The sequence below is a fragment of the Streptomyces sp. C genome (assembly GCF_000158895.1).
Lineage (GTDB): Bacteria > Actinomycetota > Actinomycetes > Streptomycetales > Streptomycetaceae > Streptomyces > Streptomyces racemochromogenes.
This window is the reverse complement of the sequence record NZ_GG657750.1, coordinates 6,434,352-6,456,394: the sequence shown is the minus strand read 5'-3', so window position 1 is coordinate 6,456,394 and position 22,043 is coordinate 6,434,352. Positions and strand designations below refer to the sequence as shown.

General features: G+C 72.1%; 18 protein-coding genes and 1 pseudogene. 13 read left to right on the top strand and 6 right to left on the bottom strand.

The window, feature by feature from the left end; genetic code table 11:
• Positions 1-120 precede the first annotated feature (120 nt).
• Positions 121-654: a GNAT family protein gene (locus SSNG_RS28985; protein WP_007267490.1), complete on the bottom strand. Its 534-nt coding sequence runs from the start codon at positions 652-654 to the stop codon at positions 121-123.
• 34 nt (positions 655-688) lie between these two features.
• Here SSNG_RS28985 and SSNG_RS28980 point away from each other — a divergent pair, with 34 nt between their 5' ends.
• Entirely contained in the window at positions 689-1,414 is a 726-nt protein-coding gene (locus SSNG_RS28980) for a hypothetical protein (protein ID WP_007267489.1), read from the top strand.
• A gap of 55 nt (positions 1,415-1,469) precedes the next feature.
• On the opposite strand, the pseudogene SSNG_RS28975 reads toward SSNG_RS28980, so the two are convergent.
• The 4 genes and pseudogenes from SSNG_RS28975 to SSNG_RS28960 form a co-directional block, all read right to left on the bottom strand.
• Positions 1,470-3,477, bottom strand: a pseudogene (locus tag SSNG_RS28975) (prolyl oligopeptidase family serine peptidase).
• Positions 3,478-3,487: 10 nt separating this feature from the next.
• Positions 3,488-4,879, bottom strand: a complete 1,392-nt coding sequence (locus SSNG_RS28970) for a M20/M25/M40 family metallo-hydrolase (RefSeq protein WP_241695142.1) — start codon at positions 4,877-4,879, stop codon at positions 3,488-3,490.
• Entirely contained in the window at positions 4,872-5,705 is an 834-nt protein-coding gene (locus tag SSNG_RS28965) for a M55 family metallopeptidase (RefSeq protein WP_007267486.1), read from the bottom strand. The genes SSNG_RS28970 and SSNG_RS28965 overlap by 8 nt, the downstream gene beginning before the upstream one ends.
• Before the next feature lie 197 nt (positions 5,706-5,902).
• A complete protein-coding gene (locus SSNG_RS28960; RefSeq protein ID WP_007267485.1) occupies positions 5,903-6,352 on the bottom strand; it encodes an SRPBCC family protein in 450 nt (149 codons plus the stop codon).
• A gap of 241 nt (positions 6,353-6,593) precedes the next feature.
• Here SSNG_RS28960 and SSNG_RS28955 point away from each other — a divergent pair, with 241 nt between their 5' ends.
• The 3 genes from SSNG_RS28955 (at position 6,594) to SSNG_RS28945 (ending at position 9,803) form a co-directional block, all read left to right on the top strand.
• Complete coding sequence (locus SSNG_RS28955) at positions 6,594-7,628, top strand: Rv2578c family radical SAM protein (RefSeq protein WP_007267484.1); 1,035 nt, start codon at positions 6,594-6,596, stop codon at positions 7,626-7,628.
• A 135-nt stretch (positions 7,629-7,763) separates the two neighbouring features.
• A complete protein-coding gene (locus tag SSNG_RS28950) occupies positions 7,764-9,353 on the top strand; it encodes an alpha/beta hydrolase (RefSeq protein WP_007267483.1) in 1,590 nt (529 codons plus the stop codon).
• Positions 9,354-9,377: 24 nt separating this feature from the next.
• Positions 9,378-9,803, top strand: a complete 426-nt coding sequence (locus tag SSNG_RS28945) for a RidA family protein (protein WP_007267482.1) — start codon at positions 9,378-9,380, stop codon at positions 9,801-9,803.
• Positions 9,804-9,851: 48 nt separating this feature from the next.
• Here SSNG_RS28945 and SSNG_RS28940 read toward each other — a convergent pair whose 3' ends face one another.
• The gene (locus SSNG_RS28940; protein ID WP_007267481.1) at positions 9,852-10,421 is read right to left on the bottom strand and encodes a hypothetical protein; all 570 of its coding nucleotides are present in this window, start codon (positions 10,419-10,421) and stop codon (positions 9,852-9,854) included.
• Between the two features lie 386 nt (positions 10,422-10,807).
• Here SSNG_RS28940 and SSNG_RS28935 point away from each other — a divergent pair, with 386 nt between their 5' ends.
• The 9 genes from SSNG_RS28935 (at position 10,808) to pssA (ending at position 21,878) form a co-directional block, all read left to right on the top strand.
• Positions 10,808-12,610 (top strand): 3-hydroxyacyl-CoA dehydrogenase, encoded by a 1,803-nt coding sequence (locus tag SSNG_RS28935; protein WP_007267480.1) that lies wholly within the window; start codon positions 10,808-10,810, stop codon positions 12,608-12,610.
• A gap of 181 nt (positions 12,611-12,791) precedes the next feature.
• The gene (locus SSNG_RS28930) at positions 12,792-13,607 is read left to right on the top strand and encodes a TetR family transcriptional regulator (RefSeq protein WP_206731343.1); all 816 of its coding nucleotides are present in this window, start codon (positions 12,792-12,794) and stop codon (positions 13,605-13,607) included.
• 427 nt (positions 13,608-14,034) lie between these two features.
• Entirely contained in the window at positions 14,035-15,372 is a 1,338-nt protein-coding gene (gene ccrA / locus SSNG_RS28925) for a crotonyl-CoA carboxylase/reductase (RefSeq protein WP_007267478.1), read from the top strand.
• 31 nt (positions 15,373-15,403) lie between these two features.
• The gene (locus SSNG_RS28920; RefSeq protein WP_042802178.1) at positions 15,404-17,473 is read left to right on the top strand and encodes a protein meaA; all 2,070 of its coding nucleotides are present in this window, start codon (positions 15,404-15,406) and stop codon (positions 17,471-17,473) included.
• Positions 17,470-18,462: a CoA ester lyase gene (locus SSNG_RS28915; RefSeq protein WP_007267476.1), complete on the top strand. Its 993-nt coding sequence runs from the start codon at positions 17,470-17,472 to the stop codon at positions 18,460-18,462. Before SSNG_RS28920 ends, SSNG_RS28915 begins: the two co-directional genes overlap by 4 nt.
• Positions 18,463-18,467: 5 nt before the next feature.
• Complete coding sequence (locus SSNG_RS28910; RefSeq protein WP_007267475.1) at positions 18,468-18,980, top strand: MaoC family dehydratase; 513 nt, start codon at positions 18,468-18,470, stop codon at positions 18,978-18,980.
• Between the two features lie 2 nt (positions 18,981-18,982).
• Positions 18,983-20,188, top strand: coding sequence for an acyl-CoA dehydrogenase family protein (locus SSNG_RS28905; protein WP_007267474.1), 1,206 nt, complete (start codon positions 18,983-18,985; stop codon positions 20,186-20,188).
• 186 nt (positions 20,189-20,374) lie between these two features.
• Positions 20,375-21,031, top strand: coding sequence for a phosphatidylserine decarboxylase (locus tag SSNG_RS28900; protein ID WP_007267473.1), 657 nt, complete (start codon positions 20,375-20,377; stop codon positions 21,029-21,031).
• Positions 21,018-21,878 carry a CDP-diacylglycerol--serine O-phosphatidyltransferase gene (pssA, locus tag SSNG_RS28895; RefSeq protein ID WP_206731342.1) on the top strand — a complete coding sequence of 287 codons (861 nt, stop codon included), beginning with the start codon at positions 21,018-21,020 and terminating at the stop codon, positions 21,876-21,878. Before SSNG_RS28900 ends, pssA begins: the two co-directional genes overlap by 14 nt.
• Positions 21,879-22,043: the final 165 nt, after the last annotated feature.

Here is a 22,043-nt window from a genome sequence, read left to right as displayed (position 1 = left end):
CCCCCCACCCAGGCAGCGGGTGGGCAACCACCGCCCGGCCCTGAACCTTGAGGAGAGATAGCGGCCCGCAAGGGAACCCGGGTGGGCGCCCCCGACCCGCCCGACTCGCCCCGCCCCGCATCAAGAAGCCCGCCGCGTCACCGCCCACCGCTCGTGGTCCCGCCACGCCCCGTCCACGTGCAGGAACTCCGGTGAGAACCCCTCCAGCCGGAAGCCCCGCCCCCGAACCAAACCGATCGACGCGGTGTTGCCCGGCTGGATGTTGGCCTCCAGGCGGTGCAGCCCAAGGCCGTCCTCGGCGAAGGCGTGTGCCAGCAGCAGGTCGAAGCCCTCCCCGAACAGCCCGCGCCCGGCGGCGTGCGCGAAGGCCCCGTACCCCAGCGCCCCGCACTGGAAGGCGCCGCGGACGACGTTGTTGACGTTGACGAACCCGGCGATGTCCCCGGTGTCCAGCTCACAGACCAGGAACCCGCTCCCCGCACGCTGGGCCGCGTACGGCTCGTAGTCCTCCAGGGTCGCGGGCGGGAACAGCCAGGGCCGGTGCAGCTCGCGACTCTCGCGCACCCGCGCGGTGAACTCGGGGCCGTCGCAGGGCCGGAAGGGACGCAGACCGACCCGGGCGCCCGCACTGACGTACTCAGCGGAATAAGACATCGCCCCAGGCTAGGCACTGTGCAAGCATCCCGGCGTGACCATCACCCCGACCACACCCGAGCAGCTCCGTGCCGCCGCCGCCCGCAACAACGCCGAGTGGTGCTCCGCGGTGTCCCGCAGCGGCCACTTCCGCGACTCGCTCTGGTGCAGCCCCCACCGCACCCCGCCCCTGTACCCCGACGCCGTCACCCTCACCCCGGGTGCCACGGCCGCCGAGGTGCTCGCCGGGGTCGACACGGCCGTGCCCGGCTGCTCGGTGAAGGACAGTTTCGCCGCACTCGACCTGGCCCCGGCCGGCTTCGAGGTGCTGTTCGAGGCGCAGTGGATCCACCGCCCGGCGGGGATGGCCGCCGCCCCGGCGGGCAGCCGACTGGACTGGGACGAGCTGGAAGCGCCCGGGGAACTTGCCGCGTGGGAGACCGCCTGGGACGGCGCGGACTCCACCGGCCTGTTCCACGAGGGCCTGCTCCGCGAGGGCATCCTCTTCCTCGCGGGCCGCGACGGGTCCCGGATCACCGCCGGGGCCGTCCTCAGCACCGGCGGCGGCGTCGTCGGCGTCTCCAACGTGTTCGCCCACGACGCCCACGACGCCCACGACGACGCGGACGCCGACGCCGCCTGGGCGGCCGCCCTCGACGCGGCCGCCCGGCACTGGCCGCAGCTCCCGGTGGTGGGCTACGAGCACGGCGAGGACCTCGACACCGCCGTGCGCGCCGGGTTCACCCCCCTCGGCCCGCTTCGGATCTGGCTGCACACATAGGGAGATCCACTCGGCGGCCCGCACCCGCACCCGCACCCGCGCCCGGCCCGGCCCGCTACTCCGTCCCCAGCTCCAGCCGCGGCACGTCCCCCCTCTCGACGCCGAACACCTGGACATACAGCGACAGTTCGGCCTCCAGCGCCCGCACCATCGTCTCCGCGCGCCGGAAGCCGTGCCCCTCGCCCTCGAAGGTGAGGTACGCGTGCGGGACCGCCGGCTCGCGGCCGCGGAGGGCGGCCAGCAGGCGTTCGGCCTGCGAAGGCGGGCAGACGGGGTCGTCCAGGCCCTGGAGGAGGACGAAAGGGGCTGCGATCCGGTCGGCGCGGGCCACCGGGGAGCGTTCCCGGCAGCGCAGGGCCAGGGTGGCCGGGGGGCCGGCCAGGCCGTCCGTGTAGTGCGACTCCAGGTCGTGGGTCTCGGCGGCGAAGCCGCGCAGGTCGAGCACCGGGTAGATGACCGCGGCGCAGGCGTACAGGTCGGTGGCGGCCAGGGAGGCCGTGGCCGTCCAGCCGCCGGCGCTGCCGCCGCGGATCGCGAGCCGGGCGGGGTCGGCGGTGCCCTCGGCGGCCAGGGCCCGGGCGACGGCGGCGCAGTCCTCGACGTCGACGACGCCCCACTGTTCGCGCAGCCGCTCGCGGTAGGCACGGCCGTAGCCGGTGGAGCCGCCGTAGTTGACCTCGACGACGCCGATGCCGCGCGAGGTGAAGTAGGCGATGTGCAGGTCCAGTACGGGCGGGACGTGCTCGGTGGGGCCGCCGTGGGCCCACACCACGTACGGGGGCAGTTCGTCGTCGGGCGGCCGCAGGGCGGGGTGGTGCGGCGGGTAGACGTGGGCGTGGATCTCGCGGCCGCCGGGGCCGGGGAAGGTGCGGCTCTGCGGCTCCGGGTAGTAGGCGGGGTCCACGGGGTCGGCGGCCCGGGCTCCGACGACCCGCGCGTGCCCTCGTACCGACGTCCAGCTCGACGACCTCGTAGGCGCTGCGCGGGCTGGCGGCGACCCCGTACACCCGGGTTCCGCTGACGGCCAGGGCCGGCTGCCAGGCCGTCCAGGGCCCGGCCGCGTCGACGAGGTCGCCGGTGTCGGGGTCGAGGACGCCGAGCACCGAGGAGCCCTGCCCGTGCAGTACGGCCACCGTCCCCTCCGGCAGCGGCGCCAGCCAGGTCAGGCCCGGCTTCCACAGGGCGCCGCCGAACTCCTCTTCGCGGGGGCACAGGTTGACCGGCTCGCCGCCGTCCGGGTCCACCCGGTACGGGTTCCACCAGCCGGTTCGGTCGCTCACCGCGAGCAGGGTCCCGTCGGCCGCCCACGCCACCTGGGCGACGGCCTCGTCCGGCCCGCCGAGCACCGTGCGGGGCGCGCCGAGCGTCCCGTCGGGGCGTACGTCGGCCAGCTCCAGCTCCGTGCCGTCCCAGGGCATCCGGGGGTGGTCCCACACCAGCCAGGCCGCGCGGCGGCCGTCGGGGGAGGGCTTCGGCCCGGTCCGGAAGCGGTGCCGGTCGTCGGTCAGCTCCCGGACGGCGGACCGGTCCCCCGCGGCAGACCCGTCCAGCGGCACGGCGGCCGCGACCCGGCGCAGGTCTCCCGGGCCGGGGCCGGTGAACTCCTCCAGCACGCACCAGACCTCGCCTCCGCGCAGCACGGGGTCCGCCCAGCGCAGGCCGCCGCCGACGGCGGAGACGGGGGTGAGCGGGCGGGGCTGGGCGGCGGCGCCGGGGGCGTCCGGCTCGTACGCGTACAGCCGCTGGTCGGCGTGGTGGACGAACACCACCAGCGGTCCCCGGCCGGGCTGTTCGGCGCCGGCCCAGGGCAGGCCCCCGTACTCGGTGAGCCGGCTGCGCACGTTCCAGGGGGCCTCCAGCACCGACCGGGCGGCGCCGCCGTCGGCGGGCCGGCGCACCAGGGTGCGGCGGCCGCCTTCCTCGGGGCGGGGTTCGGTCCACCACACCTCGGCGCCGACGGTGCCCACGTACTCGGGCCGGCCGTCGTGCGCGGCGGCGTGTTCGGCGGTGATCGGGGAGGGCCAGCTGCCGTAGGGACCCCCGAGGGCGGCGGCCGCCATCATCCGGTTCCCATCACAGGGCCCGCAGCGCGCGGTCGAGGACGCGGACGCCGAAGTGCAGGGCGTCGACGGGGACCCGCTCGTCCACGCCGTGGAAGAGGGACCAGTAGTCGAAGCCCGGCGGCAGTTTGAGCGGGGAGTAGCCGTAGCCGGTGATGCCGAGCCGGGAGAACTGCTTGGCATCCGTTCCCCCCGCCATGCAGAAGGGGACCACGTGCCCGTCGGGGTCGAAGTGTTCGACGGACTCGCGCAGGATGCCGTACGTCCGCCCGTCGACGGGGGCTTGGAGGGCCACCTCCCGGTGCTGGAACTCCCAGTGCACGTCGGGGCCCGTGAGCCGGTCGAGGGTGTCGGTGAACTCGGCCTCTCCGCCGGGGACGGTGCGTCCGTCGACGTAGGCGGTGGCGTGGCCGGGGATGACGTTGAGCTTGTAACCGGCGCTGAACATGGTCGGGTTGGAGCTGTTGCGGACGGTCGCCTCGACGAGGGCGGCGGCCGGGCCGAGCTTGCCGAGGAGGCCGTCGAGGTCGGTGCCGGGGGCGCGCGGGTCGACGGTGAGGCCCTGGAGGGCGGCGAGTTCGGTGATGCAGGCGGTGACGGTGTCGGTGAGGCGGACCGGCCAGTCGTACTCGCCGATGCGGGCGACGGCGGCGGCGAGCCGGCTGACGGCGTTGGCCCGGTTGGGCTTGGAGCCGTGCCCGGCGGTGCCGTGGGCGGTCAGCTTGAGCCAGGCGGTGCCGCGTTCGCCGGCGGCGATGGGGTAGAGGGCCTGGCCGGGCCGGGGGTGGACGGTGAAGGCCCCGGACTCGCTCAGGCCCTCCGTACAGCCTTCGAAGAGGTGCGGGTGCTCGTCGGCGAGGAAGCCGGACCCGTCGACGGCGCTGTCCTCCTCGTCGGCGGTGTAGGCGATGACGACGTCCCGGCGCGGCCGTACGCCGTGGCGGGCCCAGGCGCGTACGACGGCCAGCACCATGGCGTCCATGTTCTTCATGTCGACGGCGCCGCGGCCCCAGACCACGCCGTCGCGGACCTCGCCGGAGAAGGGGGCGACGCTCCAGTCGGCGGCCTCGGCGGGGACCACGTCGAGGTGTCCGTGGACGAGGAGGGCGGGGGCGGAGGGGTCGGTGCCGTGGATCCGGGCGACCACGTTGGTGCGGCCGGGGGTGCGTTCCAGCAGTACGGGCTCCAGGCCTGCTCCGGCGAGGCGCTCGGCGGCGTACTCGGCGGCGGGCCGCTCGCGGCAGTCACCGCCGCCGCGGTTGGTGGTGTCGATGCGGATCAGGCCGGAGGTGAACTCGACCACCTCGGCGAGGGCCGTCTCGTCGATGCAGGCCCCGGCGGGGGCCGCGGCTTCTTCGTGGACGCTCCGTCGGGGGGCGCCTTCGACCCGGTGCATGTCAGCCATACTGCTCCTCCACGGCCGCCGAGACGACCGTCGTGACCGCTTTGAAGGTCCGGATCGCCTCGTACATCGTCTCGCTGGTGTACGCGACCCTGCGTTCGCCGGAGCGCTCGACGCCGGGGACGACGGTCGCGGCCATCGACAGGTGCTCGGCGTCGAACTCGACCTCCATCGCGTGGGGGCCGCCGCGCACCGGCTCGTGCCGGACCGCGAGCTTGACCGCCTCGGTGGCGGCGGCGCGGATGTCGGCGGCGGTGCGGGCCGGTGTGCGGCAGACGGCCGCGTAGCGGGAGACGTGGTCCTTGACGGCGACGGTGCGGGCGTCGGGGGCGTATCCGGCGGCCTCGGCGCAGGTGAGGTCGTCGCCGGTGACGAGGATGACGGGGACGCCGTACTCGGCGACCACGTGGGCGTTCAGGACGCCCTCGCTGGCGCGCCGGCCGCCCAGCCAGACGCCGGTGATGGAGTTGGCGAGGTAGGTGTGGGCGAGGACGCCTTCGCTGCCGGCGCCGGTGTGGTAGCCGACGAAGGCGATGCCGTCGACGTCGCCGTGCTGGACGCCCTCGACCATGGAGAGGGACTTGTGGCGGCCGGTGATCATCTCGGCGCGGGCGTCGAGCTTCTCCAGGAGGAGGTTGCGCATGGTCCAGTGGGCCTCGTTGATGAGGACCTGGTCGGCGCCGCCGTCGTGGAAGCCGAGCACGGCGGCGTTCACGTCGGAGGTGAACATGCCCCGGCAGCGCTCCCATTGCGGGGTGCCGGGCAGCACGTCGGCGGGCCAGGTGACGCCCGTGGCGCCTTCCATGTCGGCGGAGACGAGGATCTTCATCGGGCCCCCCGGTGGGTCGGGTCGCGGAGCCCCACCCTAGCCGTCCGGCCCGCCCCCGGCCCCGGGCCACGCCCGGGGGCGGGCCGGGCTGCGCGGCGGGTCTCGGGGCGGGTCTCGGGGCGGCTCACGGCGGCCGGGAATTCCACCCGAACCGGTGAGCCGTCCCCGGGCGTTGTACCGCGCGGCCGAGGGGCCCGTCAGGCGTCGGCCTTGACTTCCTTGGCCAGGTTCTCCAGGACGGTGTCGTAGATGCGGCCGAGGCCCTTGGGGGCGAAGGTGCGCTCGAAGAAGCCGCCGATGCCGCCGGCGCCGTTCCAGACGGTGCTGACCACGGCCCGGGAGCGGCCCTCGCCGGCGGGGGTCACGGTCCAGGTGGTGACCATGGAGGAGTTGCGGTCCTTCTCCACGAGCTGGCCGTCGGTGGGCTCGGTGACCTCCAGCAGGCAGTCGCGTACGCGCTTGCTGGTGGCCTGGAGCTTCCAGTGGACCAGGGTGCCCTCGCCGTCCCCGCCCTCGCGCACCTCGTACTCGCTGAAGTGCTCGGGGAGCAGCTTGTTCCGGGTGCCGCTGTAGTCGGCCAGCGCGTCGAACACGGTGTCCGCGTCGGCCTCGATGATGCGCTCCGTGGTGGCTTCGACCTGCGCCATACCTGTTCCTCCAGCAGTCGTGAACGTTGCGGCGGCAAGCCAATCACCTCCGGGGCGGGCGCCCAAATCCGCCCTCCGCCCCCGGGCGGCCGCGGCCGGGGACCGGCCGGAGGGAACAACCCCTCCGGTGCGGCGCCCGCGGCCACCCGCAGCACCGCCCGCGGCGCACCGGGCGGCCTCGCCCGCACGATCATGGGAACGTTTGTTCTATTCTCGGGTCCCCGTCACCGAGGAGGCATCCATGCGCTGGGAGAATCTGACCGGGGCGCCGGGCAGCGGTCCGGCCGCCCTGTTCGGGGCCGGCTCCGTCGTCACCCGCACCTTCGACACCCCCGAGTTCCGCGGGATCACCTTCCACGAGGTGCGGGCCCGCTCGATCGTCAACCGCGTGCCCGGGGCCTCGCGGATGCCGTTCGAATGGACCGTCAACCCCTACCGGGGCTGCAGCCACGCCTGCGTCTACTGCTTCGCCCGCAAGACCCACGGCTACCTCGACCTGGACACCGGGATCGGCTTCGACTCCCAGATCGTCGTCAAGGTCAACGCCCCGGAGATGCTGCGCCGCGAGCTGGCCGCGCCGCGCTGGGGCGGCGCGCACATCGCCATGGGCACCAACGTCGACTGCTACCAGCGCGCCGAAGGCCGCTACGGGCTGATGCCCGGGATCATCGGGGCGCTGCGGGAGCGCGCGAACCCCTTCTCGATCCTCACCAAGGGCACCCTGATCCTGCGCGACCTGCCCCTGCTGCGGCAGGCCGCCGAGGTCACCGAGGTCGGCGTGTGCGTCTCGGTCGGGTTCACCGACACGGACCTGTGGCGGACCGTGGAGCCCGGCACCCCCTCCCCCGCCGCCCGGCTGGCCGCCGTACGGGCGCTGACGGACGCGGGCCTCGAATGCGGGGTGCTGATGGCGCCGGTGATCCCCTTCCTCGGCGACTCCCCCGAGCAGCTGCGGGCGACCGTCCGGGCGATCGCCGCGTCCGGTGCGGCCTCCGTGACACCCCTGGTACTCCATCTGCGGCCGGGGGCGCGCGAGTGGTTCACGGCCTGGCTCGGCCGCCACCACCCGCACCTGGTCGAACGATACGAACGGATGTACGCGGGCGGCTCGTACGCACCCACCTGGTACCAGCGCCGGATCACCCGCCAAGTCCACGAACTCGCCGCCGAATTCGGCATCGGACCGGCCCGGCGCGGACGGCCGCGGGCCCTGCCCGAGCCGGAGCGGCCAGCCAGCCCCGACCCCGCCGGTCCGACGCAGCTGACGCTGATGTGAGCCCGCCGCGCGCACCGCCCGTGACCCGGACGCCTCCCGACGGGTCATCACATCGGGCCAATACGCGGCCCAATCCCGTCTTCCCGCCACGGTTTCCGGGACGATTCCGCCCAGAACCCTCGGCTGGGAGGCCCCATGCTCCACCCCTCGAAGCTGCGCCCCGCGAAGAAGCGGGCCGCCGTCCTGCTGGCGATCTCCACCGTCGCCGCCGCACTCGCGACCCCGCTCACCGCCGCGCCGGCCGCGCCCGCCGAGGCGCCCGCCCCGGCCGCCGCGGGCCTGCGCTGGACCGGCTGCGCCACCCCCCGCTACCCGACGCTGCAGTGCGCCTCCCTCAAGGTGCCGCTCGACCACGAGCAGCCCGCCGGGCGGCAGGTCTCCCTCGCCCTGACCCGCGTCCCGCACACCGCCGCCACCTCCCAGGGGCCGCTGCTGGTCAACCCCGGTGGCCCGGGCGGCAGCGGCCGCGCGCTGGCCGGGTTCATCGCCTCGGCCCTGCCCAAGGACGTGGCCGCCCAGTACGACGTGATCGGCTTCGACCCCCGCGGCGTGGGCAAGAGCGAGCCCACCCTCGACTGCGGGTCCGGCCACTTCAACCCGGTACGGCCCGACTCCGTGCCGCGGGACGGGGCGACCGAGCGGGCCAACCTGGAGCGGGTGCGGTCCTTCGCGGTGTCCTGCCAGGAGAAGCACGCGGACGTGCTCCCGTACGTCGGCACCGTCTCGGCGGCCCGCGACCTGGAGGTGCTGCGCACCGCGCTGGGCGCGCCCAAGCTCAGCTACTTCGGCTACTCCTACGGCACCTACCTGGGCGCCGTGTACGCCAAGCTCCACCCCGACCGGGTGCACCGGCTGGTGCTGGACTCCGTGGTCGACCCGGGCGGCGTCTGGTACGCGGACAACCTCTCGCAGGACCTGGCCTTCGACGCCCGCCACAAGGCGTTCCTGGCCTGGGTGGCCCAGTACGACTCCACGTACCACCTGGGCACCGACCCGGCCAGGGTCGAGGAGCGCTGGTACGCGATGCGCGAGGCGCTGCGCGGGGCGCCGGCGGGCGGGAAGGTGGGCCCGGCCGAGCTGGAGGACACGTACATGCCGGGCGGCTACTACAACGGCTACTGGCCGTCGCTGGCCGAGGCCTTCGCGGCGTACGCGGTCAAGCAGGACCCGAAGCCGCTGGTGGCGGCGTACGAGCGGCTGGGCGCGGTGGAGCCGTCGGCGAGCAACAGCTACAGCGTCTACACGGCGGTGCAGTGCCGGGACTCGGCGTGGCCGCGGGACTGGAACCGCTGGCGGGCCGACATGTGGCGGACGCACGCCAAGGCGCCCTTCATGACCTGGAACAACGCCTGGTACAACGCGCCGTGCGCGTTCTGGCCGACGCAGCCGCTGGAGGCTCCGGACGTGACGAACACGGCCCTGCCGAAGGCGCTGCTGTTCCAGGCGACGGAGGACGCGGCCACCCCGTACGAGGGTGCGGTGAGCATGCGGGACAAGCTGGCGGGCTCGGCGCTGGTGGTGGAGGAGGGCGGCGGCAACCACGGCATCGCCCTGAGCGGCAACAAGTGCCTCGACGAGAAGCTGTCCGCGTACCTGAGGACGGGTCAGGCGGCGGACGCGACCTGCCAGGCGCAGCCCGCGCCGAAGCCGGCCGCGGCGACCCGGGCGGTGCCGTCGTCGGCGGGCGGTGCGGCCCTGCACGGGCTGCTGGGCTTCCGCGGCTGAGGCCGACCGGGCAAGATCGTCCGCATGACATCTCCTGCGTACGACGCCGACCACCTCACCCGCATCGCCGCGCCCGAGGGCGTCAGCCCCGGTACCGGTTACAGCCACGTCGTCTGGGGCACCGGGCGGTTCGTGGCCGTGTCGGGGCAGTGCTCCTTCGACGAGAAGGGAGCGGTGGTCGGCGAGGGCGACCCGGCCGCGCAGGCGCGGCAGGTGTTCGAGAACCTGCGGCGGTGCCTGGCGGCGGCCGGGGCGGGCTTCGAGGACGTGGTGAAGCTGACGTACTTCGTCACGGACGTGGCCCACCTGCCGGCGGTGCGGGCGGCCCGGGACGAGGTCATCGCCCCGGACCGCCTGCCGGCCTCCTCGGCGGTCCAGGTCGCGGCCCTGTTCCGCCCGGAGCTCCTGCTGGAGGTCGAGGCCTTCGCGGTGGTCCCGTCCGGGAGGTGAGGGCCGGCCCGCTGCGCGGAGCCACTCCCCGCCCCACCCGGCCAGGGCTCACGCGTCGGGGTGCCCCGTCACCAGCCCGGCCAGGGCTTCGGTGGCGGCCGGCGCCAGCCGGGGGTGGGCCTGGGCGCGGACCAGGACGTCGCGGGCCCGGGCGTCGGCGAGGGCGCCCAGGCCCTCGACGCAGGCCAGGGCCACCCGCCAGTACGGGTCGTGCGGGGCCAGCAGCCGCGACAGGGTCTTGATCAGGGCCGGGGCCGACTCGGGCGCCCGCAGCGCGGTCAGCAGCCGGACCGGGTGCAGGGCGTAGGCCGTGCGCAGGGAGTTCGTCGCCAGGGCCGCCGCCGCGCGGGCGGTGCGCGGGTCGCCGAGGACGCCGAGCGCCTGCGCGGCGGCGGCGCAGCGGGCCGGGTCCCGGTGGTTGAGCAGCAGGACCAGCGGCTCGAAGGCCCGCCGGTCCCCGGACATCCCGAGCCGGTAGGCGGCCAGTTCGCGGGCCCACAGGGGCAGCCCGGCGGAGGTCAGGGAGGCGGCCAGGGCGTCCGGCGCCGCCGCGAGCAGTTCCGCGTACGCGGCCGGGTCGTCGGCCTCCGCCCGCAGGCGTTCCAGGACGTCGTTCACGCGGCCACCCTAGGGCCCCGCGGCCCCCGGTAGGCGGTGTTCCGCGGAGCCCGCTGATCGATGATCGATGATCGGTACATTTGGGCGGTACAGGTCACATCTCCGCGCTCTGGCGGACCAGTTACCGGCCGGTTAGTCTCCTTCCCAACACGTACGGACGCGGCCTGGTGACGCAGCCGCCCCGTACCAGTCGGTCCGTTCGCTCGACCGTTTCACCCGTACGGCTGGACCCCGGGACAGGGTTTGGCCGTTTCCACCCGCCGCGCCCCCATCCCTCTCCGGGCGCACCGCCGGGTCCGCTCCGCACGGCTCTTCCGTACGGCATCCGCGCGCGCCGTGCGCCGCGCGCTCCCTCAGTCGTCACCCTCTTCCACTGGAGTCCCGCGATGGACCTTCCGTCCACGTCCAGTCAGTCCTCCCTCCGCACCGTCGCCGTCGTCGGTCTCGGCACGATGGGCACCGGCATCGCCGAGGTGCTCGCCCGGGCCGGCCGCGAGGTCATCGGCATCGACATCAGCGAGGCCGCCACCCGCCGCGCCGCCGGGGCCCTCGCGGCCGCCACGGCCCGTTCGGTGGCCAAGTCCAAGCTCACCGAGCAGGAGCGCGAGGCGGTCCTGGCCCGCTTCCGCACCTTCACGGACATCGGGGCGGCCGCCGGGGCCGACCTCGTCATCGAGGTGGTCCCGGAGGACTACGACCTCAAGCACCGGATCATCGGCGAGCTCGACGCGGTCGTCCGGCCCGACACCGTGCTGGCGACCGGTACCAACGCGCTGTCCGTGACCCGGCTCGCCGCCGAGTCCCGGCACCCGGAGCGGGTGCTGGGCATGCACTTCTTCAACCCGGCGCCGGCGATGAAGCTCGTGGAGGTCGTCTCCAGCGTGCTGACCGCGCCGGCGGCCGTCGAGGCGGTCACCGAGCTGGCGGTGGAGCTGGGCAAGCAGCCCGTCGCGGTCGGCGACCGGCCCGGCTTCGTCGCCGACGGCCTGCTCTTCGGCTACCTCAACCAGGCCGCCGCGATGTACGAGGCCAAGTACGCCTCCCGCGAGGACATCGACGCGGCGATGAAGCTGGGCTGCGGTCTGCCGATGGGCCCCCTCGCCCTGCTCGACCTGGTCGGCGTGGACACCGCGCGCACCGTGCTGGAGGCCATGTACGCCTCCTCGGGCGACCGGCTGCACGCTCCGGCGCCGATCCTGGGGCAGCTCGTCGAGGCGGGCCTGACCGGGCAGAAGGCCGGGCGCGGCTTCTACACGTACGAGGCCCCGGGCAGCCCGGTGGTCGTCCGCGACCTGCAGACCCCGCTGGACGGGTCGCTGCTGGGCGCGGGCCGTCCGGTCTCCTCGGTCGGCGTGGCCGGCTCCGGGACCATGGCGAGCGGCATCGCGCAGGTCTTCGCGCAGGCCGGGTACGACGTGGTGCTGGCCGCCCGCAGCGAGGAGAAGGCCGAGGCCGCGAAGGCCGCGATCGGGAAGTCCCTGGGCCGTGCGGTGTCCAAGGGCCGACTGACCGAGGAGGCCGCCGCGCAGACCCTGGACCGGATCACCCCGGCCGGGTCGCTGGAGGCCTTCGCGGACGTGGACCTGGCGGTCGAGGCGGTCGCCGAGGACCTGGAGGTCAAGCAGCAGCTCTTCGCGGGTCTGGACAAGGTCTGCAAGCCGGGCGCGGTGCTGGCGACCACCACCTCCTCGCTGCCGGTGATCGCGGTCGCGCGGGCCACCTCGCGTCCGCAGGACGTGATCGGCATGCACTTCTTCAACCCGGCGCCGGCCATGAAGCTGGTCGAGGTGGTCCGCACGGTCCTGACGGCCGACGACGTGCACGCCACGGTCCGCGAGGTCTGCACCAAGGTGCGCAAGCACCCGGTGGACTGCGGGGACCGGGCCGGCTTCATCGTGAACGCGCTGCTGTTCCCGTACTTGAACAACGCCGTCAAGATGGTCGAGCAGCACTATGCGGGCATCGACGACATCGACGCCGCGATGAAGCTGGGCGGCGGCTACCCGATGGGGCCCTTCGAGCTCCTCGACGTGGTCGGCCTGGACGTGTCGCTCGCCATCGAGAAGGTCCTGTACGAGGAGTTCCGCGACCCCGCCCTGGCGCCGTCCCCGCTGCTGGAGCACCTGGTGGCGGCGGGCTGCCTGGGCCGGAAGACCGGCCGCGGATTCCGTGAGTACGCCCGCCGGTAGGGGGTCACCCCCTGACCCCCGGCCGGGCCCCGATCAGGATGCGTGGGGAGGGCTGCTCGGGTCCGCCGGACCCTCACGGCGGACGTACCCTCCCGAGCCCAGTGCGGGCCCTCCCCCGCATCCACCCCCCTCGCACCCCCCTCCGGCGCGCGCGCCTGCGCGAATGAAGTACTTTCGCTCTATGTCCCAGCCCGCCAAGACCTCACCCCGTGCCGCGTCGTCCGCCGACTCCCAGGAGAGCGCGGCCGGCACCCGGGCGGCCGCCCAGCGGCTCAAGATGCGCCGCGAGCTCGCCGCCGCGGCGATGGAGCTCTTCGCGACCAAGGGGTACGAGGCCACGACGGTCGACGAGATCGCCGCGACCGCCGGGGTGGCGCGCCGGACCTTCTTCCGGCACTTCCGTTCCAAGGAAGAGGCGATCTTCCCGGACCACGACGACACCCTGACCCGCGCCGAGGCCGTCCTGGACGTGGCTCCGGCGCACGAGCACCCGCTCGACACGGTGTGCCGGGGGATCAAGGAAGTCATGAAGATGTACGCCGCCTCGCCGGCGGTGTCGGTGGAGCGCTACCGGCTGACCCGCGAGGTGCCGGCGCTGCGGGAGCGGGAGATCGCGTCGGTGGCCCGCTACGAGCGGCTCTTCACCCGCTACCTGCTCGCCCACTTCGACGAGACCGACCACCACGACGGCAACGACGACCCGCTGCTCGCCGAGGTGGCCGCCTCCGCGGTGGTGACCGCGCACAACCACGTGCTGCGGCGATGGCTGCGGGCGGGGGGCCAGGGGGACGTGGAGGCGCAGCTGGACCACGCCTTCGCGATCGTCCGCAAGACCTTCGGGTCGGGGATCGGCGCCGGGCGGACGCAGGGAGCGCCCGCCGGGGCCCCGCAGGCGGCGGTGCGGACGGAGGGCGAGGTCCTGGTCGCGGTGGCGCGTACGGACGCTCCGCTCGACGAGGTCATGCGGACCATCGAGGAAGCACTCAAGAACAAGTAGTCACTCTCGTCACAGCGGCCGCTCCCGATTCCGGGGGCGGCCGCTTTCGTATGCCCGAGTTGCCCCTACTCGCGGGTAACTCTGATCGATCATCGCTCATCTGCGCAGGTCAATCGGCAAGTGAGAGAAATTTTTGGCACCCAGTGCCTTGCCGAGTGACACGGGGTGCCATACGTTGAATCCCGTCCGGATGTCCCCGCGGCCCACGCCCACTCGGTACGGAACGCGCCCCGGATGCCTGCGTCACCAGGCCCCGCTCCGCCCCCACCACAGGCGCGACAGCACCGCAGCACCGAGCTCCTCCCCCAGCCTTCGGCCGGGGGGACCCCCAGGACCGACGGCACCTCGCAGCACCACACCACACACGTAACCGCGCACCCGCGTATCCCTCAGCGCACCCTCATCAGCGCTCGCCGGAGGCAATACCGTGAAGGACATCCTGGACGCGATTCAGTCGCAGTCCGCCACCGCCGCAGACTTCGCCGCACTGCCGCTCCCCGACTCGTACCGCGCGATCACCGTGCACAAGGACGAGGCGGAGATGTTCGCGGGGCTCACCACCCGCGAGAAGGACCCGCGCAAGTCCCTGCACCTGGACCAGGTTCCGGTTCCGGAGCTCGGCCCGGGCGAGGCCCTGGTGGCCGTCATGGCCTCCTCGGTCAACTACAACTCGGTGTGGACCTCGATCTTCGAGCCGGTTTCCACCTTCAACTTCCTGGAGCGCTACGGGCGCCTGTCGGAGCTCACCAAGCGCCACGACCTCCCGTACCACGTCATCGGCTCCGACCTCGCGGGCGTCGTGCTGCGCACCGGCCCCGGCGTCAACTCCTGGAAGCCGGGCGACGAGGTCGTCGCGCACTGCCTCTCGGTCGAGCTGGAGTCCTCGGACGGCCACAACGACACGATGCTCGACCCCGAGCAGCGCATCTGGGGCTTCGAGACCAACTTCGGCGGCCTGGCGGAGATCGCCCTCGTCAAGTCCAACCAGCTGATGCCCAAGCCCGACCACCTCAGCTGGGAGGAGGCCGCCTCCCCCGGCCTGGTCAACTCCACCGCCTACCGCCAGCTGGTCTCCCGCAACGGCGCCGGCATGAAGCAGGGCGACAACGTCCTGATCTGGGGCGCCAGCGGCGGCCTCGGCTCCTACGCCACCCAGTTCGCCCTGGCCGGCGGCGCCAACCCGATCTGCGTCGTCTCCTCCCCGGAGAAGGCCGAGATCTGCCGGAAGATGGGCGCCGACGCGGTCATCGACCGCAACGCCGAGGGCTACAAGTTCTGGAAGGACGAGCGCACCCAGGACCCGCGCGAGTGGAAGCGCTTCGGCTCCAAGATCCGCGATCTGACCGGCGGCGAGGACATCGACATCGTCTTCGAGCACCCGGGCCGCGAGACCTTCGGCGCCTCCGTCTACGTCACCCGCAAGGGCGGCACCATCACCACCTGCGCCTCGACCTCGGGCTACATGCACGAGTACGACAACCGCTACCTGTGGATGTCCCTCAAGAAGATCATCGGCTCGCACTTCGCGAACTACCGCGAGGCGTGGGAGGCCAACCGCCTGATCGCCAAGGGCAAGATCCACCCCACCCTCTCCAAGGTCTACTCCCTGGAGGAGACCGGCCAGGCGGCGTACGACGTCCACCGCAACCTCCACCAGGGCAAGGTCGGCGTCCTCGCGCTCGCCCCCGAGGAGGGCCTGGGCGTCCGCGACCACGAGATGCGCGCCCGGCACCTCGACGCGATCAACCGCTTCCGCAACGTCTGAGTCCGCTCAAAGGCCATAAGGATCGCCTGAGATGACAGAGCGCCAGAAGGACCGTCCGTGGCTCATGCGGACGTACGCCGGCCACTCCACGGCCGAGGCGTCCAACGAGCTGTACCGCCGCAACCTCGCCAAGGGCCAGACCGGCCTGTCGGTCGCGTTCGACCTCCCGACGCAGACCGGCTACGACCCCGACCACGTCCTCGCCCGCGGCGAGGTCGGCCGGGTCGGGGTCCCGGTCTCCCACCTCGGCGACATGCGGCGGCTGTTCCAGGACATACCCCTGGAGCAGATGAACACCTCGATGACGATCAACGCCACCGCCATGTGGCTGCTGGCGCTCTACCAGGTGGCCGCCGAGGAGCAGGGCGCGGACATCTCCCAGCTCCAGGGCACCACCCAGAACGACATCGTCAAGGAGTACCTCTCGCGCGGGACGCACGTCTTCCCGCCCGGGCCCTCGCTCCGCCTGACGACGGACATGATCGCGTACACGGTCAACCACATCCCGAAGTGGAACCCGATCAACATCTGCAGCTACCACCTGCAGGAGGCCGGGGCCACACCGGTCCAGGAGATCTCGTACGCGATGTCCACCGCGATCGCCGTCCTGGACTCGGTGCGCGACTCGGGCCAGGTGCCCGAGGAGCGCTTCGGCGAGGTGGTCGCCCGTATCTCCTTCTTCGTGAACGCGGGCGTCCGCTTCATCGAGGAGATGTGCAAGATGCGCGCCTTCGGCCGGATCTGGGACAAGGTCACCAAGGAGCGCTACGGCATCGAGAACGCCAAGCAGCGCCGGTTCCGCTACGGCGTCCAGGTGAACTCGCTCGGCCTGACCGAGGCGCAGCCCGAGAACAACGTCCAGCGGATCGTGCTGGAGATGCTCGCGGTCACCCTCTCCAAGGACGCCCGCGCCCGCGCGGTGCAGCTGCCCGCCTGGAACGAGGCGCTGGGCCTGCCCCGGCCCTGGGACCAGCAGTGGTCGCTGCGCATCCAGCAGGTCCTGGCCCACGAGAGCGACCTGCTGGAGTACGAGGACATCTTCGCCGGCTCCCACGTCATCGAGGCCAAGGTCGACTCCCTGGTCGCCGACTGCCTGGCCGAGATCGACCGGATCCAGGAGATGGGCGGCGCGATGGCGGCCGTCGAGTCCGGGTACCTGAAGTCCCAGCTGGTCTCCTCGCACGCCGAGCGGCGCGCCCGGATCGAGGCCGGCGAGGACAAGATCGTCGGGGTGAACTGCTTCCAGCAGACCGAGGAGAACCCGCTCACCGCCGACCTCGACGGGGCCATCATGACCGTCGACCCCGCGGTGGAGGCGTTCACCGTCGAGCGGATCGCCCGCTGGCGGGCCGAGCGGCAGGAGTCCTCGGACCGGCAGGGGAACGGCGACCCGTTCGTCTTCCCGACCGCCGGGCAGGCCCTGGACCGGCTGAAGGAGGCCGCCGCCGGGACCGAGAACCTGATGGAGGCCACCCTGGAGTGCGCCCGCGCCGGTGTCACCACCGGCGAGTGGGCGAACGCCCTGCGCGAGGTCTTCGGCGAGTTCCGCGCCCCGACCGGGGTCTCCTCGGCCCCGGTCGCGGTCACCGCCGAGGAGGGCACGCCGCTGGCCCTGGTCCGCGAGAAGGTCTCCCGGACGGCCGACGAGCTGGGCTCCGGCCGGCTGCGCCTGCTGGTCGGCAAGCCCGGTCTGGACGGTCACTCCAACGGTGCCGAGCAGATCGCCGTGAGGGCCCGCGACGCCGGGTTCGAGGTGGTCTACCAGGGCATCCGGCTGACTCCCGAGGAGATCTCCTCGGCTGCCCTGGCCGAGGACGTGCACTGCGTGGGACTGTCCATCCTGTCCGGTTCGCACAGCGCACTGGTCCCGGACGTCCTGGAACGACTGCGCACGGCGGGGGCGGGCGACATCCCCGTCATCGTCGGGGGCATCATTCCGAACGCCGACGCCGTCACGCTGAAGGCCGCCGGGGTGGCCGCCGTGTTCACCCCGAAGGACTTCGGCATCACGGAGATCATCGGACGTATCGTCGACGAGATCCGCAAGGCCAACAAGCTCCACCCTCTCAACATCGCTGAAAGCACGGAGGTCCCCGCATGACCACGCCCCTCTCCCCCGTGAACCGGCTGCGTCCGCGCCGCTCCTGCCTCGCGGTCCCGGGCTCGAACCCGCGGTTCCTGGAGAAGGCCCAGGGCCTGCCGGCCGACCAGGTCTTCCTGGACCTGGAGGACGCCTGCGCCCCGCTCGCCAAGGAAGGCGCCCGCCACACCATCGTGGACGCGCTGAACAACGGCGACTGGACCGGCAAGACCCGCGTGGTGCGCGTCAACGACTGGACCACCCACTGGACGTACCGCGACGTCATCACCGTCGTGGAGGGCGCGGGCCAGAACCTCGACTGCATCATGCTGCCGAAGGTCCAGGACGCCCAGCAGGTCGTCGCGCTGGACCTGCTGCTCACCCAGATCGAGAAGACCATGGGCTTCGAGGTCGGCAAGATCGGCATCGAGGCGCAGATCGAGAACGCCAAGGGCCTGGTCAACGTCGACGAGATCGCCGCCGCCTCGCCGCGCCTGGAGACCATCATCTTCGGCCCGGCCGACTTCATGGCCTCGATCAACATGAAGTCCCTGGTCGTGGGCATGCAGCCGCCCGGCTACCCGGCGGACGCCTACCACTACATCCTGATGCGGATCCTGATGGCGGCCCGTACGCACAACCTCCAGGCCATCGACGGCCCCTTCCTCCAGATCCGCGACGTGGACGCCTACCGCGAGGTCGCCGGCCGCGCCGCCGCCCTGGGCTTCGACGGCAAGTGGGTGCTGCACCCCGGCCAGGTGGACGCCGCCAACGAGGTCTTCTCGCCCTCCCAGGAGGACTACGACCACGCCGAGCTGATCCTCGACGCCTACGACTGGTGCACCTCCGAGGCGGGCGGCAAGAAGGGCTCCGCGATGCTCGGCGACGAGATGATCGACGAGGCCAGCCGCAAGATGGCCCTGGTCATCGCCGGCAAGGGCCGGGCCGCCGGCATGCAGCGCACCAGCAAGTTCGAACACCCCTCGACTGAGAAGACGGCGGAGGCCTGAGCGAGATGCAGTTCGGACGCACTTACGAAGAGTTCGAGGTCGGCGCTGTCTACAAGCACTGGCCCGGGAAGACGGTCACGGAGTACGACGACCACCTCTTCTGCCTGCTGACCATGAACCACCACCCGCTGCACATGGACAGCAACTACGCCGAGAACACGACCGACTTCGGCAAGAACGTCGTCGTCGGCAACTACGTCTACTCCCTGCTGCTCGGCATGTCCGTGCCGGACGTCTCCGGGAAGGCCATCGCCAACCTGGAGATCGAGTCCCTGCGGCACGTGGCGCCGACCTTCCACGGCGACACGATCTACGGCGAGACCACGGTCCTGGACAAGACCCCGTCCAAGTCCAAGGACGACCGCGGCATCGTCTACGTGGAGACCAAGGGCTACAAGCAGGACGGCACCCTCGTCTGCGTCTTCCGGCGCAAGGTGATGGTCCCGACGGAGACGTACATCAAGGCGCGCGGCGGCGAGCAGCCCGGCCGGCCTCAGCTGAAGGAACAGGGGAAGTAGCCATGGCACGACTCGCCCAGACCGCCGGGCTCACGGACGTCCAGCAGGAGATCCTCAAGACCGTCCGGGAGTTCGTCGACAAGGAGATCATCCCGGTCGCGACCGAGCTGGAGCACCGCGACGAGTACCCGCAGCAGATCGTCGACGGCCTCAAGGAGCTGGGCCTCTTCGGCCTGATGATCCCGGAGGAGTACGGCGGCCTGGGTGAGTCGCTGCTCACCTACGCGCTGTGCGTCGAGGAGATAGCCCGCGGCTGGATGTCCGTCTCGGGCATCATCAACACGCACTTCATCGTGGCGTACATGCTCAAGCAGCACGGCACGCAGGAGCAGAAGGAGTACTTCCTCCCGCGCATGGCGCTGGGCGAGGTGCGCGGCGCGTTCTCGATGTCGGAGCCGGGGCTCGGCTCGGATGTGTCGGCCATCACGTCCAAGGCGGTGAAGGACGGCGACGAGTACGTCCTGAACGGCCAGAAGATGTGGCTGACGAACGGCGGCTCCTCGACGCTGGTGGCCGTTCTGGTCCGGAGTGACGAAGGACACCCCGAGGGCACCGCGCCCCACAAGTCGATGACCACCTTCCTCGTGGAGAAGGAGCCGGGCTTCGGGGAGGTCCGTCCGGGTCTGACGATCCCGGGCAAGATCGACAAGATGGGCTACAAGGGCGTCGACACGACCGAGCTCATCATGGACGGACTGCGCATTCCGGCCAATCGGGTCCTCGGAGGCCAGACGGGCCGAGGGTTTTACCAAATGATGGACGGCGTCGAGGTCGGCCGCGTCAACGTGGCGGCGCGTGGCTGCGGCGTCGCGCAGCGTGCTTTCGAACTGGGTGTCTCCTACGCCCAGCAACGTCACACTTTCGGCAAGGCGATCGCCGAGCACCAGGCCATCCAGTTCAAGCTGGCCGAGATGGCTACCAAGGTCGAGGCCGCCCATGCCATGATGGTGAACGCGGCACGCAAAAAGGACTCCGGGGAACGAAACGACCTCGAAGCCGGGATGGCGAAGTACCTCGCCTCCGAATACTGCAAGGAGGTCGTCGAGGATGCCTTCCGTATCCACGGCGGCTACGGGTTCTCGAAGGAGTACGAGATCGAGCGCCTCTACCGTGAAGCGCCGATGCTTCTGATCGGTGAGGGAACCGCCGAGATCCAGAAAATGATCATCGGGCGACGCCTGCTAGAGGAGTACCGACTCCAGGGCTGAATGTCCCTTTTGCGGTGGATCATCCGATGATCCACCGCAAAAGAGTCACCAGCAGTCACTGGCCGACGGCCATCGACTCGGCTTCTGGCTTGCCCAGTTGTTGCGCGCAACCGATAGCATTCCAGTAAAGCCGCCGTCCCGTCCCCCCGTTTGCGGCGCGGCAATCACCCGCTACGAAGGTCATCCATGCCCCACAGCCAAACCTCTGCACACCGCGACAGCCTCTCCGGCGTACGCCTCGCGCGCGGAGCATCGCCGTGGCTTCTGCCGACCGTCGCCACCGCGGCGCTCAGCCTCGCCCGGGCCCGCAAGTCCGGACGCTGGGCCGCGGCGGCCGTGCCCGCCACCGCTCTCGCGGCGGGCATGCTGTGGTTCTTCCGCGACCCCGAGCGCGAGATCGCCCAGGGCCGCGTCATCTCGCCCGCCGACGGCGTGGTGCAGAGCATCATGCCGTGGAAGGACGGGCGCACCCGCGTCGCGATCTTCATGAGCCCGCTGAACGTCCACGTCAACCGCGCGCCCCTGGCGGGCACGGTGACGTCCGTGGAGCACATCCCCGGCGGGTTCGTCCCGGCGTTCAACAAGGAGAGCGAGAACAACGAGCGCGTTGTCTGGCACTTCGACACCGAGCTCGGCGACATCGAGATGGTGCAGATCGCCGGCGCCGTCGCGCGCCGCATCGTCCCGTACCTGCCGGCCGGAACCAAGGTGGAGCAGGGCGAACGCATCGGTCTGATCCGCTTCGGCTCCCGCGTCGACATCTACCTCCCGGAGGGCGTCGAGGTCGCGGTCGAGGTCGGTCAGGCCACCACCGCGGGGGTGACCCGAATTGACCGTGACTGACCCCGAGACTCCTGCCACCGGCTGGGTTCCCGAATCCGCCGAGGAGGAGTCCGCCGAGGACGACATGCCGCTCTCGCTGCGGCTGTCGATAGCGGACACGCTCACCCTCGGTAACGCCACGTGCGGATTCATGGCGGTGTACTTCACCACCACCGGGATCCTCATCCCGCACCTCACCGGCAGCGGCGAGTCGGGCATGGCCCGGCACAGCGCGGCGACCGCGGTGATACTGATGCTGCTCGCGGCGGTCTTCGACCTCTTCGACGGCATCGTGGCCCGCAAGCTGCGCAGCTCGCCGATGGGCGCGGAGCTGGACAACCTGTCCGACCTGATCAGCTTCGGGCTGGCGCCGGCGTACTTCGTGCTCGTCTACGGCATGGTCGCCGACGACGCGCACCAGAAGATGTCGGCGCTCGCGGCGATCGTGGTCCTGCTGGCGGTCGTGCTGCGGCTCGCGAGATTCAGCTGCGTGACGATGAAGGACGGCATGTTCCAGGGCATGCCGAGCCCCTTCGGCGCGCTGACGGTCGTCTCGATCGTGCTGCTGGAGCTGCCGTTCGTCCCGACGCTGCTGGCGATCATCGGGGTGGCCTGGCTGATGGTGAGCCGGGTCGAGTACCCGAAGCCGCGGGGTGTCCTCGCGGCGGCGATGCTGAGCTGGATCGTCGGGGCGATGGGCCTCCTGGCGGCCTGGGCCTTCGAGGCACCGGGCGGGCAGCTGCTGCTCCAGACGGGCTGTGCGCTGCAGATCGCCCTGGCGGCGACCATCCCGCTGTTCGCGACGACCCGTCGCGCGAACACGTTCCGCCACAACCGGCGAGAGGCGCGGGCGGCGTCCCAGCCGTAACGCTGCCGCTCGGCTCTGCACGGGGAAGGCCCCGGGTCCTACTGGCCCCGGGGCCTTCGCCTTTTTGACGCGCCGCTCGCGCGGTGCGGCGCCGGGGCGCCTTGCCGGCTTCGCGCCGCTGCGCCGGACTCCGTCCGTCGGAATGGGGGGGGGGGGGCCGGGTTT

Bases quoted from the DNA above. Each gene is read 5' to 3' on its own strand.
- SSNG_RS28985 (WP_007267490.1), bottom strand. From the start codon at position 654: ATGTCTTATTCCGCTGAGTACGTCAGTGCGGGCGCCCGGGTCGGTCTG.
- SSNG_RS28970 (WP_241695142.1), bottom strand. From the start codon at position 4,879: ATGGCTGACATGCACCGGGTCGAAGGCGCCCCCCGACGGAGCGTCCAC.
- SSNG_RS28965 (WP_007267486.1), bottom strand. From the start codon at position 5,705: ATGAAGATCCTCGTCTCCGCCGACATGGAAGGCGCCACGGGCGTCACC.
- SSNG_RS28960 (WP_007267485.1), bottom strand. From the start codon at position 6,352: ATGGCGCAGGTCGAAGCCACCACGGAGCGCATCATCGAGGCCGACGCG.
- SSNG_RS28955 (WP_007267484.1), top strand. From the start codon at position 6,594: ATGCGCTGGGAGAATCTGACCGGGGCGCCGGGCAGCGGTCCGGCCGCC.
- SSNG_RS28950 (WP_007267483.1), top strand. From the start codon at position 7,764: ATGCTCCACCCCTCGAAGCTGCGCCCCGCGAAGAAGCGGGCCGCCGTC.
- SSNG_RS28945 (WP_007267482.1), top strand. From the start codon at position 9,378: ATGACATCTCCTGCGTACGACGCCGACCACCTCACCCGCATCGCCGCG.
- SSNG_RS28935 (WP_007267480.1), top strand. From the start codon at position 10,808: ATGGACCTTCCGTCCACGTCCAGTCAGTCCTCCCTCCGCACCGTCGCC.
- SSNG_RS28930 (WP_206731343.1), top strand. From the start codon at position 12,792: ATGTCCCAGCCCGCCAAGACCTCACCCCGTGCCGCGTCGTCCGCCGAC.
- SSNG_RS28920 (WP_042802178.1), top strand. From the start codon at position 15,404: ATGACAGAGCGCCAGAAGGACCGTCCGTGGCTCATGCGGACGTACGCC.
- SSNG_RS28915 (WP_007267476.1), top strand. From the start codon at position 17,470: ATGACCACGCCCCTCTCCCCCGTGAACCGGCTGCGTCCGCGCCGCTCC.
- SSNG_RS28910 (WP_007267475.1), top strand. From the start codon at position 18,468: ATGCAGTTCGGACGCACTTACGAAGAGTTCGAGGTCGGCGCTGTCTAC.
- SSNG_RS28905 (WP_007267474.1), top strand. From the start codon at position 18,983: ATGGCACGACTCGCCCAGACCGCCGGGCTCACGGACGTCCAGCAGGAG.
- SSNG_RS28900 (WP_007267473.1), top strand. From the start codon at position 20,375: ATGCCCCACAGCCAAACCTCTGCACACCGCGACAGCCTCTCCGGCGTA.